The sequence below is a fragment of the Kineococcus gurbantunggutensis genome (genome assembly GCF_050871925.1).
Classification (GTDB): Bacteria; Actinomycetota; Actinomycetes; order Actinomycetales; family Kineococcaceae; genus Kineococcus.
Genome location: NZ_JBJLSG010000126.1, coordinates 1 through 14395 on the forward strand (window position 1 = coordinate 1; position 14395 = coordinate 14395).

The following is a 14395-nucleotide window of genomic DNA, read 5'->3' on the forward strand; positions in this document are numbered from 1 at the left end:
TGCGGGGCCTGCCCGGGGGCGGGCGGGGGCGGGGCGGGGCAGGCTGGGGTCGTGGAGACCTACGCGCGCGACGGCCTGGTGTTCGACGTGCGCGACCGCGCCCCGGCCGGCGGCGGCGCGGCGGACGTCGTGGTGTGCCTGCACGGCTTCCCGCAGGACGCGCGCGCCTGGGACGCGGTGGCGCCGCGCCTGGTGGGCGCGGGGCTGCGGGTGCTGGCCCCGGACCAGCGCGGCTACTCCCCCGGGGGGGGGGGGGGGGGGGGGGGGGGGGGGTGTGGGGAGGGCTGCGGCGAGACGAGTGAGCAGTCGCAGCTCACCCGCCCCCCCCCCCCCCCCCCGGCGGCCCCCCCCCCCCCCCCCCCCCCCCCCCCCCCCCCCCCCCCCCCCCCCCCCCCCCCCCCCCCCCCCCCCCGCGGCGTACGTGCTGCCCGAGCTGGTCGCCGACGTGCTGGCGCTGGCCGACGCGGCGGGCGCGCGCACGTTCCACGTGGTGGGGCACGACTGGGGCGGGGTGGTGGCGTGGGCGCTGGCCGCCGGCCACCCGGAGCGGGTGCGCTCGGCCACGGTGCTCTCCACCCCGCACCCGGCGGCGCTGCGGGAGGGCGTGGTGCGCGGCACGCAGGCGATGCGCTCGACGTACGTGGCGGGCTTCCAGGTGCCGGCGCTGCCGGAGCGGCTGCTGCTGGCCCGCTCGGGCGCGGCGCTGCGCGCGCTGCTGGTGCGCGGCGGGCTGCCGGCGGACCTGGCCGCGGGCTACGCGCGGCGGATGGCGGAGCCGGGGGCGCTGAGCGCGGCGCTGGGCTGGTACCGGGCGCTGCCGCTGGGTCGCGGGCGCACCGGCGAGGTGCGGGTGCCGGTGACGTACCTGCACGGGCGCGACGACCCGTTCTTCGCGCCCGCGTCGGTGCGGGCCACGGCGGCGCACGTGCGCGGGGAGTTCTCGCAGGCGCGGCTGCCGACCGGCCACTGGCTCCCGGAGCGGGAGCCGGCGGCGGTCGCGGACGCCGTGCTGGCCCGGGTGCGGCGGAGCGCCTGAGGGGCCGGGCGCGTCAGCGGGCGTGGCGCGCGGGGCGCAGCAGCTCCAGGAAGCGGCTGCGCGAGCCGGCGGCGGCGGGCGCGTCGAGGACGGCGGTCGCGGTGGCGGCGACCGGCGCGGCGGGCTCGCCGCCCGGCGGGGCCGGGCGCGGCGCGGGGACGCGGTTGTTCGCGTAGGCCTCGGCGGCGAGGACGGAGGCGATGCTGGCACGGGGGCCGCTGGCGGACACGGGGTTCTCCTCTCCGCCGCGGGGACCGTCCCCGAGCGGCGCTGCAGGACGTGTCGGCCCGCCGGCGGGCGCTCCCGAAGCACGCGGGCGCGAACCCACCCGAACGGCCCCGCGCGCGCCGGCGCGGCCCGCGCACGCTGCGTCGCAACGCCTCACCCGCTCGCCGCGGCGACCGGCGCCGGGGGGTGAGGCGGGCCCCGGCGCCGGTCGCCGACGGTGCGCGCGGGGTCAGGGCGCGCCGGTGCGCTCGCCCAGGCGGGCGGCTCCGACGGCCGCGACGGGCGTGCCGGTCGGCAGCAGCGTCAGCCGCTCGTCGACGGCCAGCCCGCGCAGGAACCGCGAGCCGGCCGCCTGGGCGCGCAGCGCGGCGGCCACCGCCTCGCGCAGCGGCTCGCCCACGGCCGCCACCCCGCCGCCGAGGACGAGGTGCTCGGGGTCGCAGGTCAGGGCCAGGGTGCGCACAGCCAGGGCCACGGCCCCGGCCCAGGCGTCGCGCACCGCGACGGCGGCGGGGTCGCCCGCGCCGGCCGCGGCGAACAGGTGCTCGGCGGAGCGGCCCTCGCCCCCGTGCGGCCAGGCCCGGCGCAGCGCGGCGCCGGAGGCGACGGTCTCCAGGCAGCCGCGCTGCCCGCACGGGCACGGCAGCCCGCGCGGGTCCAGGGCCAGGTGCCCGACCTCCCCGGCCGCGCCGCGGGCCCCGCGCAGCAGGGCCCCGCCGACGACGACGCCGGCGGCCAGGCCGGTGCCCAGCGACAGCAGCGCCAGGTCGGCGCCGGGGGCCAGCAGCTCCCGGGCGCCCAGGGCGGTGGCGTTGACGTCGTTCTCGACGGTGACCGGGACGCCGCCGAGCCGGGCGGACAGGGCCGGGCCGAAGGGCACCCGGTCGGGCCCGAACCCGAGGTTGACGGCGTCGCCGACGGTGCCGGCGGCGGGGTCGACGAGGCCGGGGATGCCCACCCCGACGGCCGCGGGCCGCCCGGCGGGCGCGTCGGTGAGGTCGGTGCCGAGGTCGGCGGTGAGGGCGTCGACGACGGCGGCCGCGGCCTCGACGACGGCGCGCACCCCCTCGGCCGAGCGGGCCCGGCGGCGGGCCAGCACGGCGCCGCCGGGGCCGAGGGCCACGCCCTCGATCTTGGTGCCGCCGATGTCGAGGCCGATCCGCACGCCGGCGCGGCCGTCGGCGCCGGCCCGCCCCGGTCCGGTCAGCAGGGCCGTCACGGCGTCAGCCCGCGAGGGCCCGCACCAGGGCGCGGCGCAGGACGGCGAAGCGGGCGGTGCTGTCGTCCAGGCCGCCGGGCCGCGCGCGCAGCAGCCAGCAGGCGCGCTGCTCCTCCACGAGGGCGTCGAGGTCGTGCAGCAGCGCGTGGGCGGTGGCCGGGTCGGGGCGCCCGGCGCCCTCAGCGCGCGGCAGCAGGTACCGGGCGGCCAGCTCGGCCAGGCGGATCGCCTGGGTGAGCTCGCGCACGACGACGTCGCCGTCGGCGCAGGCGGGCTCGGCGGCGCGCAGGTCCTCGCGGCAGCGGGCCAGCACGCCCAGCGCGGCGCGCAGCCGCTCGGGGGCGGGCACCGCCCAGGCGGGCAGGTCCTCGGCCTCCAGCAGGGCGCGATGCAGCGGGGAGGCGTTCAGGACGGGCACGCCGAGGTCGGCGCACACCTGCCCGGCGCGCACCAGCACGCGGCCGGTGGTGGCGGTGGGGTCGGCCAGGACGTGCTCGTCGAGGACGGCGGCGACGTCGAGGTCGCGGTTGGCCTCCAGGCACCAGCTCACGGCGCCGCCGAACACGGCCGGCCCGAACGCCACCGAGGGCGGGTCCCAGTGGCCGTTGTCGCCCCAGGAGGTGTTCAGGTACCCCTGGGCGGAGTTCTCCAGGCCGACCTGGGCGGCGTCGACCATGTTCTCCACGGCGTTGTCGAAGCGGCCCAGCAGGGAGTTCCAGTTGCTGGCCCCGGGCGCCACCCAGAACGGCACGCCGGCCTCCAGCAGGAGCTTGGCGCGGTCGCGGAAGCCGTCGCGCAGGGCGGCGACGTCGACGCCGGCGTCGCGCCACTGCTGGAGCTGGTCGGGGGAGGCGGAGTCGACGACGGCGGCGGTCAGCGACGGGGAGTCGTACTGCCACACGACGGGCACGGCGCCGGCGGGCACCCGGCTCATGAGCTCGGGGTGGTTCCCGAAGACGTCGGCCCAGAACTCCACGGTGTAGCCGCGCTCCAGCCACGGGCGCATGACGGAGGTGACGTAGTCGAAGTAGACGGTGCCCAGGCCCTCGCGCCCGGCGCGCGCGGCGCTCTTGCCGGTGCCCAGCTCGAAGGGCTCGTCGGCGCCGACGTTGACGCGGCGGGTGCGGAAGAGCGGCACGACCTCCTCCAGCAGCCCGGCGACGAACTCCGCGTTCTCAGCGGTGGGCTCGACGGTGCCGGGCGGACGGTGCCGGCCCCAGGCGGTGAAGCCGTCCTCGTTCTCCGCGCGCTCCGCGTACGCCTCGTGCTTGAGCCAGCGCTCCATGTGCCCGAAGGTGTTCTGGTTGCACACCAGGTCGATGCCGCGCGCGGCGCACAGCGCGTCGAGCCAGCGCACGTCGTCGGCGGTCAACGGCGAGGCGTCCTGCCAGACCTCCTCGTGGCCGGTGAAGGCGAAGGTGTGCTCGGTGTAGAGCTCGAGGGTGTTCACGCGGGCCAGGGCGAGGACCTCCACCCAGCGCGCCAGGGTGCGGCGGGTGGGCACCCGGTCGCGGCTGACGTCGAGCATGAACCCGCGCACGGGGAAGTCGGGGTGGTCCTCGACGTGGTAGGTCACCTCGCCGAAGTCCGCGCCGGCGCGCAGCTGGTCCAGGGTGGCCAGGGCGTAGCGCAGCCCGGCGGCGTCGGCGTGGGCGATGGCCACCCCGTCGGCGGAGGTGTCCAGGCGGAACCCCTGCGGCGGCAGGGACGCCTCGGCCCTGGCGGTGACGGGCGCGCCGGGGGCGGGCCCGGCGCCGGGGGCGGCGGTGAGGACGCGGGGGCGGGGGAAGGGGGTGACGGGCACGTCGGCTCCGATGCGCTGTCGGTGGGGTCCGCGGGGGTTCGCGGGGTGTTCGTGGTGGGTGGCGGCTCAGCCCTTGACGGCGCCGGCCACCATGCCCTTGGTCATGGCGTTCTGCACGAGCAGGAACAGGACGATGACGGGGACGGCGATGAGGCTGGACCCGGCCATGACGCCGGACCAGTCGGTCTCCTGCACGTTGGAGGAGAAGGTCTGCAGCCACACCGGCAGGGTGAGGCGGTCGCCGGAGGCGAGCATGACGAAGGCGAGGGTGTACTCGTTCCAGGCGACGAGGAAGCCGAAGACGCCGGTGGCGACCAGGCCGGGCCCCAGCAGGGGGAACGTCACGCGGAAGAACGCCCCGACGCGGCCGCAGCCGTCGACCGTGGCCGCCTCCTCCAGCTCCACCGGCACCCCGTCGACGAAGCCCTTGAGCATCCAGGCGGTGAAGGGCAGGACGAGGCCGACGTAGAGCAGGGACAGCCCGCCGACGGTGTTCAGCAGGCCCCACCCGTCGAGCATGCGGTACTGGGAGATGAACAGCGCCTCGGCGGGGATCATCTGCACCACGAGCACGGCGACGACGACGCCGCGCCGGCCGGCGAAGCGGAACCGGCTCAGGGTGACGGCGGCCAGGGTGGCCGCGACGACGGCGACGAGGACGGCCAGCAGGGTCACCGCCGCGCTGAAGCCGAGGGAGGTCCAGAACACCCGGTCGGACAGGATGCCGGCGAAGGAGTCGAACGTCGGCTGCAGCGGCGCCAGCAGCGGGGGGTTCTGCCGCAGCCGCTCGGCGGGCATGAGCGCGGAGTTGAGCATCCAGTAGATCGGGAACGCCCACAGGGCCGCGAAGAGCACGGCCACGACGTTCCACAGGCGGCGGTGGCGGGTCCTGGCCGAGCGGGGCGAGGTCGTGGTGCCGGTCCTGGTGCCGGCCGTGGTGCCGGTCGTGGTGGTGGTCGTGGTGCTCACAGGTCCCCCTGCTTCATCAGCGTGCGTAGGTAGCGCCAGGTCATGACCAGCACCAGGACGAGCATGACGGTGGCCAGCGCGGAGGCCATGCCGTAGTCGCCGCCGCCGATGCCGGTCTCGTACACGTAGGTGCCGAGCAGGTTGGTGCGCTCGTTGTTGCCGGCCGCGGCCTGCAGCACCTTGATCTGGGTGAACACCTTCATGTCCCAGATGACCTGCAGCATGAGCAGCAGCAGGACCACGGGGCGCACGATCGGCAGGACGACGTGCCGCAGCCGCTGGGCGCCGCCGGCGCCGTCGATCTCGGCGGCCTCGACGATCGACTCGTCGACCTGGGTGAGCGCGGCGTACACCGACAGCGTCACCAGCGGCACCGACGTCCAGATCACGGTGACGGCGGCGACGAGGAAGAACGTCCACTGGCTGGCCGCCAGCCACGCGTACCCCTGGAACGGCAGGCCCACGGTGCTGAGCAGCCAGTTGACGAACCCGTAGCGCGGCTCGACGAGCCAGGTGTAGACGGTCAGCGCCGCGATGGGCGGCATCGCCCAGGCCAGCACGAGCGCGCACTGCAGCAGCACCCGCGGGACGCGCGAGACCTGCTGCATGAGCACCGCGAAACCGACCCCGAAGGCCATGGTGACGGCGGCGCAGACGGCGCAGAAGGCGATGGAGCGGGCCACCACCACCCAGAAGTAGCCGTCGGAGAGGACCTCGGCGTAGTTCTGCAGGCCGACGAACTCCGGCGGCCGCCCGAACTGCTGGGCGAGGCCGAACTCCTGGAACGACATGACGACCTGGCGCACCACCGGGTAGCCCAGCGCCAGGCACACCAGCAGCACCGGCAGGGCCAGCAGGAGGTAGGGCGTCAGACGGTGCCCGAGGCTGCGCCGCCGCGGGCGCGTGCGGGGGCCGGCCGCCGCTCCCCCGGGGGCCGGGGCCCCCGGGGCGAGCTGCGCGCCGAGGCGTTCGGGGGTCAGCTGGTCGGGCACCTGCTCTCCTTTCCTGCCGGCCGGGGCCGGTCTCAGCCGTTGAGCTGCTCCTCGAGGGTCGCGTCGGTCTCCTCCGCGACCGTCGCGACGTCCTCGCCGCGGGCGATGCGCACCCAGAAGTCGCGGGGCACGTTGTTGCCGTCCACGACGCCCCACTGCGGGCTGTTCGGGGTCAGCTCGGAGTTCTGCACGACGTCCTGCGAGATGGCCGCGGTGGGGCCGGTCAGCGCCGAGGCGTAGGTGGTGTTGCCGGGGATCCAGCCGGACTCGGCGGCCAGCCTGGTCTGGAAGTCCTCCGAGTAGATGAGCTTGAGCGCCGCCTCGGACAGCTCCTCGTCGTGGTTGTTGGCGGAGATGCCGATGCTGGAGCCGCCGGAGAACGTCTTGCCGAGGGTGCCGGGCTGCAGGCCGGGCAGCGGCATGACGCCGACCTTCCCGGCGTCCCACAGGGCCTTGTCGATCTTGCCGACGGCGTAGTTCAGGGAGCTGTAGATGCCGACCTTGCCCTCGTTGAACAGCTCGTAGGCGACCTGGGCGTTCTCGTTGCTGTCGAGCGCGTACTTCGTCGCGCTGCCGTAGAGGTCCTGCACCTCGGTGAGGGCGGCGATCGACTCGGGGGTGGACAGCCTGCCCACCCACTGATCCCCCTCCTGCTCGGCGTACTGCCCGCCGTAGGTGAACAGCCAGCCCTCGTTGGTGTGCGGGTCGGCGCCGGCCAGGTACATGCCGGAGAAGTCCGGGGTCCCCTCGGGGTTGGCGGCCTGCAGCTTCTTCGCCGCCTCGCCCAGCTCCTCGATGGTGGTGGGCACGGCGATCCCGGCCTGCTGGAACAGGTCGGTGCGGTAGTAGACGACGCGGGCACCGGCGTAGAACGGCGCGGCGTACAGCTTGCCCTCCCAGGAGCCGGCGTCCAGGAAGCTCTGGATGAGGTCGTCGCCGCCGAGGTCCGCCTCGAGGTCGCTGATGTCGGCGAAGGCGCCGACGGAGGAGAAGGTGGCGACCTGGGTGTTGCCGACCTCGACGATGTCGGGGCTCTCGTCCTCGCTGGCCAGGCTGGTCTGCAGCTTCTGGACGATGCCGTTCCACTGCTGCACCTCGACGGTCAGCGTGGAACCGGGGTTCTGCTCCTCGAACTCCGTCTTGAGCCACTGCTGCGCGGAGTCGGGCACGGAGTCCTTCATGAACCAGACGCGGACGTCCTGCCCGCCGGCCTCGGAGGGCGAGGAGGACGACGACTCCCCGCCGCAGGCGGTGAGGCCGAGCGCGAGGGCGGCGCCGAGCGCCAGCACCTTCGTGAACCTGCTGGTGGTGTGCTTCACGACGAGTCCTTCCGTGGAGTGCCCGGCCGGCGCGGGGGCGGCGGGGACGGGGAACTGCGGGACGCGGGGCTGCGGTGCGTGGGGCTGCGGTGCGTGGGACTGCGGTGCGCGGGACTGCGGGTGGTCCTTCGGGCGGGGCGCTCAGCTGAAGCCGAGCTCCCCGGAGAGCACGAGGGCCGCGGCACCCCTGAGCACCGCGGACTCCTCCAGCGACGCCGTGCGCACCCGGGGGACGTCGGTGGCCGTGGGCATGCAGGCGTTCCGCACGGTCTCCCGGGCGGCGTCGAGGAGCGGGCCGGCGAGCAGGTCGCGCGGTCCGCTGAGCAGGACCTCGTCGAGGTCCAGGGCGGCGACGACGGGCGCCAGGGCGCCGCCGAGGCGGCGGCCGGCGGCGGCCAGGACGGCGCGCCGCCGCGCCGGGGCCTTCCCCTCCAGCGCCGCGGTGAGCCGCGGCACGGACAGGTAGGTCTCCAGGCACCCGCGCCGGCCGCACTCGCAGTGCGGGCCGGCGGGGTCGACGGTGAGGTGGCCGATCTCCCCGGCGGCCATCCGGCCGCCGCGCAGGAGGTTGCCGTCCAGGACGATGCCGGCGCCCAGGCCCTCGCCGACCGTCACGGTCATCGACCCCGAGGGGGAGGAACCGCCGTAGGTGAACTCCGCGAGCGCACCGGCGTTCGCGTCGTTGACGACGTGCACGCCGATGCCCAGGGCGTCGGTGAGCAGCCGGGCCAGCGGCACGCCGCTCCAGCCGAGGTTCGAGGCCTCCACGACGGTGCCGTGCTCGTCGACGACGCCGGGGGTGCCGATGCCGACCCCCACGACGGAGGCGCGGGCGGTGGCGCGGGCCGCGGCCAGGACGTCGCGGCAGAAACCCTCCACGGCGGCCAGGGCGGCGGTCCCGCGCAGCCCGTGCAGGTCGGCGCCGGCCTCGCTGACGACGTTCCCGGCGAGGTCGAGGACGGCGCCGCGCACCGCCGACAGTCGCGTGAGGTCGACGGCGACGACGAGGTTGTCCGCGCCGCGCAGCCCGACCGGGGTGGCGGGTTTGCCGACCCGGCCGCCGGGGCGGGCGTCGAGCTCGGCGACGAGGTCCTCGGCGAGCAGGCCGGCGACGATCTCGGAGACGGTGACGCGGGTGAGGCCGGTGGCGCGGGCCAGGTCGGCGCGCGAGAGCGGCCCGGAGTGGAACAGCACGCCCAGCACGACGGCCCGGTTGTGCGCCCGCGCCTGCACGGGCAGGACCTTCGCGCTGGGGCGCAGGCCACCGCCGGCGGCGGGCCGCGGCGCGCTGCGCGGCCGTGGTGCGCCCGGGGCGGTGGAGGTCGTCACCCCGGTTAGTTTTGACTCCTGACAAATGCTTGGCAAGGGGGTGGCGAGGACGTAACACGACCGTTACGGCGAGGTGCTGGTCGCCGTGGTCGTCCCGGGCGACCTCGACGGCGACAGCCCCCGGCGGTTCGCGCGGGCGCTGCTGCCGCCGGCGTTCCACCCGGCGCGCTGAACGGCCCCCCGGAGCCCGCCGGGGCAGGATCGACCCCGTGGCCGCCGCCGGGCGGCCCGGGACGGAGGAGCTCGCCGTGGAGCCGCAGCGCTGGTGGACGCAGGACCCGGGACGCACCCTGTGGGGCGCCTGGTCGAACCTGGCGAGCCCGGGGGCCGTGGGCACCCTGGCCCGCTCCGGCGTCGACTGGGTCCTGCTGGACGCCCAGCACGGCGAGCACGACGACCGCTCGCTGCGCGAGTGCCTGCGCGAGGGCGGCGACGGCGCCGCGCCGCTGCTGGTGCGCCCCGGGCGCCTGGACGTGCAGGAGATCGGCCGGGCGCTGGACGCCGGCGCCGCCGGGGTGGTGGTGCCGATGGTGAGCACCGCGGAGCAGGCCCGCACCGCGGCGCGGGCGTGCCGCTACTCCCCCGCCGGCGAGCGCAGCTGGGGCCCGCACGCCCTGCTGACCGGCCGCGAGCCGGTGCCGCCGGCGCGGGCGGACGCGGGCGTGCTGTGCGCGGTGATGGTCGAGACGCGCGCGGGGCTGGCGGACGTCGAGGCGATCGCCGCCGTCGAGGGCGTGGACGTCGTCCTCGTCGGCCCCTTCGACCTGTCGCTGGAGCTGGGCACGGACGTCGACGCCCTGCTGGCCGCGGACGCCCCGGACGACCCGCTGCCCACCGTGGTGCGCGCCTGCGCCGCCGGCGGCGCGGTGCCGGGGGCGTTCGGCGCGGGCGCCGGGCGCGCGGCGCGCTTGCGCGAGCTGGGCTTCCGCTTCGTCGCCGCCACCGCCGACACCGAGCTGCTCGCCGCCGGCGCCCGCGCCCGGCTGGCCGACCTCGCCTGAGGCCGGGCCCGCCCGGGGCCGGGTCCGGGCGGTGCTCAGGCCCCGGTGGGCGGGGCGGGCGCGGGCACCCCCAGGCGCGCGGCGACCGACTCCAGCCGCACCAGCTCGCTGCGCTGCCTCACCCCGGCCGCGCGCGCCCTGGTCCTCCACCGCTCCTCCTCCAGCCGGCGCCCGGTGAAGGCCGCGAGCAGCGCGCGGTTCCAGAGCACCTCGGCGGGCTCGGGGACGTCCTGGGGAGCGATCACGGTGCTGCCTCCGGCGGGCGGGGGGGGGGACGCCGGGATTCTCGACGGTCGACCGTCCGACAGTACGCCGCCCGCGCGGCACCGCACCCCGGCCCCCGCCCGGACGCGGCGCGTCAGCCCCCGGGCGGGCGCGCCAGGGCCTCGGCCGCCCGGCGCGCCCGCTCGGCGGCGCGCTCCGCGGCGGCGCGCTCCCGCTCCGCCCGCGCGGTCAGCTCCCGCAACCGGCCCGGGTCCTCCTCGTGCAGCGCGAGCTGCTCGTGCAGGGCGCCGCAGCGCTCGTGGGTGAGCGCCAGCTCCTCGCAGGCCAGCACGTGCTGGTGCAGCAGCTCGACCAGCTCCTCCTGCACGAGCTGCGCCCGGTCGGCCCGCTCCCGGCGCTCCTGGGCCCGGTGGTCCCGCTCGGTCGCGGCGCGGGCCCGCTCCTGCGCCGCGCGGGCGCGCTCGGTGGCCGCCCGGTCGCGCTCGTCCGGGCGGGTGCCGCGCTGCGCGGCGACCTCGTCGCGCGCGGCGGCCAGGTCGTCGCGCTCACCGGCGAGCCGGTCGAAGTCCTCCACGATGCGCGAGCGCACGCTCAGCGGCTCGGAGCCGGAGACCGCCCGCGCCCAGCGCTCCTCCAGCTCCCGCTGGCGCCGCTCCAGGCGGTCCTGCTCGTCGGCGGGGCGCCCGGTCCCCTCGTCACCGGCCACCCTCGGCAGTATCCACGCCCGCGGCGCGGGGGGAAGGGCCGGCGGGGCGCCCCGCGCGCGCCCGCACCGCTCCGCAGCAGCCCGCCGCGACGGCGGCGACGAGGGCCGCCAGGACGTGCAGGGCGCCGTCGGCGGCCCACTCCAGCGCGGACACCTCCATCGGAACCCCGGTGCGCGCGTACCACGCCTGCAGCTCGGTCGGCTGCTGCAGCAGCGCCGTCAGCGAGACCGCGCCCGTCACCGCCGACACCAGCGCGAGCGCCACCGCCAGCACCGCCACCGCCGTGCGGTCGCCGGCCGTCGGCGCCGCCCAGCGCGGCCGGCCGGCGGCGACGGCCCCGGCCAGCAGCAGCACCAGCAGGGCGCTGACCGTGCACGCCCACCCCAGGTCCAGCCCCTGCAGGACGCCGGTCCAGCGGTCGGCGAACACCTGCCGCACGCCGGGGGCGGGCGGGCTGGGCTCGGCGCCGACCAGGATCCGCGCGACCACCGCGGCGCACACCAGCACCGGGGAGGCGGCCACCGGCAGCAGGAGGCGGAACGCCCAGGTCCAGCGGCCCCCGCCGGGACCCCCGGCGCCGCCGGTCCCCTCGAACCCGTCGAACCCGTCGTCGGCGTCGTCGGCGTCGTCGAACCCCGGGCCGGACCAGCGCGGGGCGTGCGCGCCGCTCACCGCGGCGGCCTGCGGTACAGGGCGTACTCCTCCGCCGAGGGCCGCGGGTACCCGGCCGCGGGCGGCGCGTCCGCCGGCGCCCCCTCGGCGCGCTCGCGCGCGGGCGCCGCGGGAGCGGGCGGGACGCCGGGACGCGGCGCGGGCGCGGGCCCCCCGGCCACCTCCCCGGCCCCGCGCGCGGCCTCCTCGGGGGGTTCCCCGGAGGTTTCCGCCGAGGTCTCCGCCGGGGCCGCCGCCGGCACCCCGACCCCCGCCCCCGTCCGCGGGGGAGGCGGTGCCGGCGGGGTGCCGGGGCGCAGGAGCACCGCCGCGGTGACGGCGCCCAGGGCGACCGGGACGAGCGCCTCCGGGCCCTGCACGGCGAGGTCGAACAGCAGGGAGCCGCTCGAGAACGAGGTCAGGCCCGACCCCCGCGCGGTGGCCGCGGCCAGGGCGGCCAGCGCGGCCGCCGCGGCCGCCGCCCCGGCGAGGGCCACCGCGGCCGCCACCCGGCTCGCCGCGCGCCCGGGCACCACCCACGCCGGTCGCCCGGCCAGCCGCAGCACCGCCAGCGCCGTGCAGGCGAGCACCGAGGCCAGCAGCACCCGGCTGACGGGGACGAACGCCGACAGCAGCGAGAACCGGTCCACGGCCGTCACCCCGGGCGGCACCTGCGTCGTCACCCCACCGCCCGCGGACGTGGAGGTGCCGAAGAACCGCGCGTCGAGGGCACCGCCGAGCACGTCGGCGACGACGGCGGCGAGCACCGCGAGCGGCAGCACCGCCGCGAGCACCAGCACCCACGCGCCCGGGCCGCCGCGCCCCCCCGCGCCCCCGTCGGCGTCCTCGTCCCGGGGTCCGTCCACGGGCTCGCCGGCGGGTCCTGCGGTGCGGTCGTCGCTGGGCACGGGGCGACCGTACGACCGCGGGCCCGCCCGGCGCGCGCCCCGCGCCCGTCAGGCGTACTGCGACCCGCCCGGCACGCCGAAGAACTCCTCCAGCGTGCTCACCCCGCGCCCGGCCATCCGCGCCACCAGGTCGGCGCCCACCCACCGGTAGTGCCAGGACTCCGGGGCGTACCCGGTGACGGCGCTGTTCTGCGCCGTGTAGCGCTGCAGGAACCCGAAGGCGCCCGCGCGCTCGGCGAGCCAGCGCGCCTCGTCGGTCAGCCCGAAGCAGTCCTTCACCGCGCACCCCGGCTGCACGGCGCTGCCGAAGTCGATCGCCAGGCCCGTCTGGTGCTCGCTGTAGCCGGGGCGGGCCGACAGGCTCTCCGCGGTCTCGGCGCCGTCGCGCCGCACCGCCCGCGCGTGCACGGCGCGCTGGTGCCCCGCCGAGCGGTACCCGCTGGTCAGGGTCAGGCGCACCCCGTCCGCCTCGGCCGCGGCCAGCAGCGCGGTCAGGTCCGGCACGACGAGGGCGGCGACCTCCTTGCCGCCGACCGTGGCCAGCGCCGGCGGGACGAAGTCGGCCGGGGTGACCGGGTGCTGCTTGTTGACGACGACCCACGGGCTGGCCGGGTCGGTGGTGGAGAACCCCGGCGCGGGCTCGGCGGGCCCGTCGGCCGCGACGGGGGCCTGCGCGGCCGGGTCGTGCACGACGGGGTCGTGCACGGCGGGGTCCGCCCCGGCGAGGGAGCGCTCGCCGTCGCCGCCCCAGCGGGCGGCGGCCGCGGCGGTGCCGGCACCGGCGGCGACGATCCCCGCGAGCAGCGCGCGGCGCGCCACGACCGCGCGGTGGCCGTACACGCGGCGCCCGTCGGGCAGGCGGTCGGCGGCGAAGGGCGACGGCACGGGCGCCTCCTGGGGGTCCGGGTCCGGTGGTGCCGAGGGGTGCGGCGGCGTCCGCGCGCGCGGACACGCGGATCCTGCCCGCAGCGCGGGGCCCGTGGCGACCCCCCGCGCCGCACCGGGCCCGCTCGCGGCAGGGAGCCGGGGCGCTCGCGGCAGGGAGCCGGGGCGCTCGCGGCAGGGAGCCGGGGCGCTCGCGCCGGGGGCCGGGAAACCCGTGGTCCCCGGCGGCGGGCGCCTCCTACCGTGGCCGGGTGATCCACCACCCCCACGCCGGAGAGGACGCGCGCCGCCTGGCCGAGGCCGGCACCGTCCTGCGCACCCAGGTCGGCAGCGGCGTCCACGGCACCGCGCTGGCCGGCCAGGACGACCGCGACGAGATGGGCCTGTGCCTGGAGCCGGAGCGCTTCGTCACCGGCCTGGCGCGGGTGCGCACCCCCGGCGGGCGGCTGGTGCCCTTCGAGCAGTACGAGTTCCACACCGCGTGGGAGCGGCCCCTGGGACTGCGGGAGCGCTCCGGCCCCGGCGACCTGGACGTCGTCGTCTACGGCGCGCGCAAGTGGGCGCGGCTGGCGCTGGCGGGCAACCCCACGGTGCTGCTGCCGCTGTGGGTGCCGCAGGAGGAGGTCGTCGTGGTCACCGAGGCCGGGCGGGAGCTGCGGCGCGAGGCGGAGCGGTTCGCCTCGCGCGCGGCGGGCCGGCGGTTCCTGGGGTACCTGCGCGCCCAGCGCGCGCTGCTGACCGGTGAGCGCCGCCCCGCCGCGGCGCGCCGGGCGCGCACGGCCTCGCCGACGGACCACGCCCCCAAGCCCGCCGCGCACGCGCTGCGGCTGGGTCTGCAGGGCCTGGAGCTGCTGCGCACCGGGCGCGTGACGCTGCCCGTGCCGGAGCCGGAGCTGTCGGAGCTGCGGGCGGTGCGGCGCGGCGAGCGCTCGCTGGCGCAGGTGCTCTCGTGGCTGGACGCGCTGGAGGCGGACCTGGAGCGCGAGGCCCGCACGGCGGACCTGCCCGAGGGCGCCGACCGCGCGTGGGTGGACGACTGGCTGCACCGCTCGCACACGCGCTTCTGGGAAGGCGCCGCGCTGGTGTGAGCGCCCCGCGCGGGACCGGGGGGACCGGTCCCGC

15 protein-coding genes are annotated in these 14395 nt (G+C 78.1%); 3 read left to right on the forward strand and 12 right to left on the reverse strand.

Annotated features, from left to right (window positions below; translation table 11 throughout):
• The first annotated feature begins 421 nt into the window (after positions 1-421).
• On the forward strand, positions 422-1036 hold the full coding sequence (locus ACRYR7_RS19020) for an alpha/beta fold hydrolase (protein ID WP_432573684.1): 615 nt from the start codon (positions 422-424) through the stop codon (positions 1034-1036).
• Positions 1037-1049: 13 nt separating this feature from the next.
• Here the strand turns inward: ACRYR7_RS19020 and ACRYR7_RS19025 are convergent, their stop codons facing one another.
• The 7 genes from ACRYR7_RS19025 to ACRYR7_RS19055 form a co-directional block, all read right to left on the reverse strand.
• Positions 1050-1265 carry a hypothetical protein gene (locus tag ACRYR7_RS19025; protein ID WP_432573685.1) on the reverse strand — a complete coding sequence of 72 codons (216 nt, stop codon included), beginning with the start codon at positions 1263-1265 and terminating at the stop codon, positions 1050-1052.
• A 228-nt stretch (positions 1266-1493) separates the two neighbouring features.
• Positions 1494-2483 carry an ROK family protein gene (locus ACRYR7_RS19030; protein ID WP_432573686.1) on the reverse strand — a complete coding sequence of 330 codons (990 nt, stop codon included), beginning with the start codon at positions 2481-2483 and terminating at the stop codon, positions 1494-1496.
• A gap of 4 nt (positions 2484-2487) precedes the next feature.
• Positions 2488-4287 (reverse strand): beta-N-acetylhexosaminidase, encoded by a 1800-nt coding sequence (locus ACRYR7_RS19035; RefSeq protein WP_432573687.1) that lies wholly within the window; start codon positions 4285-4287, stop codon positions 2488-2490.
• Positions 4288-4353: 66 nt separating this feature from the next.
• Positions 4354-5256, reverse strand: a complete 903-nt coding sequence (locus ACRYR7_RS19040) for a carbohydrate ABC transporter permease (protein ID WP_432573688.1) — start codon at positions 5254-5256, stop codon at positions 4354-4356.
• A complete protein-coding gene (locus tag ACRYR7_RS19045; RefSeq protein ID WP_432573689.1) occupies positions 5253-6248 on the reverse strand; it encodes a carbohydrate ABC transporter permease in 996 nt (331 codons plus the stop codon). The genes ACRYR7_RS19040 and ACRYR7_RS19045 overlap by 4 nt, the downstream gene beginning before the upstream one ends.
• A 32-nt stretch (positions 6249-6280) precedes the next feature.
• Complete coding sequence (locus ACRYR7_RS19050; RefSeq protein ID WP_432573690.1) at positions 6281-7567, reverse strand: extracellular solute-binding protein; 1287 nt, start codon at positions 7565-7567, stop codon at positions 6281-6283.
• 141 nt (positions 7568-7708) lie between these two features.
• A complete protein-coding gene (locus ACRYR7_RS19055; RefSeq protein ID WP_432573691.1) occupies positions 7709-8896 on the reverse strand; it encodes an ROK family transcriptional regulator in 1188 nt (395 codons plus the stop codon).
• Positions 8897-9105: 209 nt separating this feature from the next.
• On the opposite strand from ACRYR7_RS19055, the gene ACRYR7_RS19060 reads away from it, so the two are divergent.
• Positions 9106-9897 carry an HpcH/HpaI aldolase family protein gene (locus ACRYR7_RS19060; protein WP_432573692.1) on the forward strand — a complete coding sequence of 264 codons (792 nt, stop codon included), beginning with the start codon at positions 9106-9108 and terminating at the stop codon, positions 9895-9897.
• A 35-nt stretch (positions 9898-9932) separates the two neighbouring features.
• Here the strand turns inward: ACRYR7_RS19060 and ACRYR7_RS19065 are convergent, their stop codons facing one another.
• The 5 genes from ACRYR7_RS19065 to ACRYR7_RS19085 all read right to left on the reverse strand — a co-directional run bounded on the left by ACRYR7_RS19065 (position 9933) and on the right by ACRYR7_RS19085 (position 13273).
• Positions 9933-10142, reverse strand: a complete 210-nt coding sequence (locus ACRYR7_RS19065) for a hypothetical protein (protein WP_432573693.1) — start codon at positions 10140-10142, stop codon at positions 9933-9935.
• A gap of 113 nt (positions 10143-10255) precedes the next feature.
• Positions 10256-10828, reverse strand: a complete 573-nt coding sequence (locus ACRYR7_RS19070; RefSeq protein ID WP_432573694.1) for a hypothetical protein — start codon at positions 10826-10828, stop codon at positions 10256-10258.
• Positions 10818-11501, reverse strand: coding sequence for a hypothetical protein (locus ACRYR7_RS19075; RefSeq protein WP_432573695.1), 684 nt, complete (start codon positions 11499-11501; stop codon positions 10818-10820). The genes ACRYR7_RS19070 and ACRYR7_RS19075 overlap by 11 nt, the downstream gene beginning before the upstream one ends.
• Entirely contained in the window at positions 11498-12388 is an 891-nt protein-coding gene (locus tag ACRYR7_RS19080; RefSeq protein WP_432573696.1) for a hypothetical protein, read from the reverse strand. The genes ACRYR7_RS19075 and ACRYR7_RS19080 overlap by 4 nt, the downstream gene beginning before the upstream one ends.
• Positions 12389-12436: 48 nt before the next feature.
• Positions 12437-13273 (reverse strand): M15 family metallopeptidase, encoded by an 837-nt coding sequence (locus tag ACRYR7_RS19085; protein WP_432573697.1) that lies wholly within the window; start codon positions 13271-13273, stop codon positions 12437-12439.
• 251 nt (positions 13274-13524) lie between these two features.
• On the opposite strand from ACRYR7_RS19085, the gene ACRYR7_RS19090 reads away from it, so the two are divergent.
• The gene (locus tag ACRYR7_RS19090; protein WP_432573698.1) at positions 13525-14361 is read left to right on the forward strand and encodes a nucleotidyltransferase domain-containing protein; all 837 of its coding nucleotides are present in this window, start codon (positions 13525-13527) and stop codon (positions 14359-14361) included.
• Positions 14362-14395: the final 34 nt, after the last annotated feature.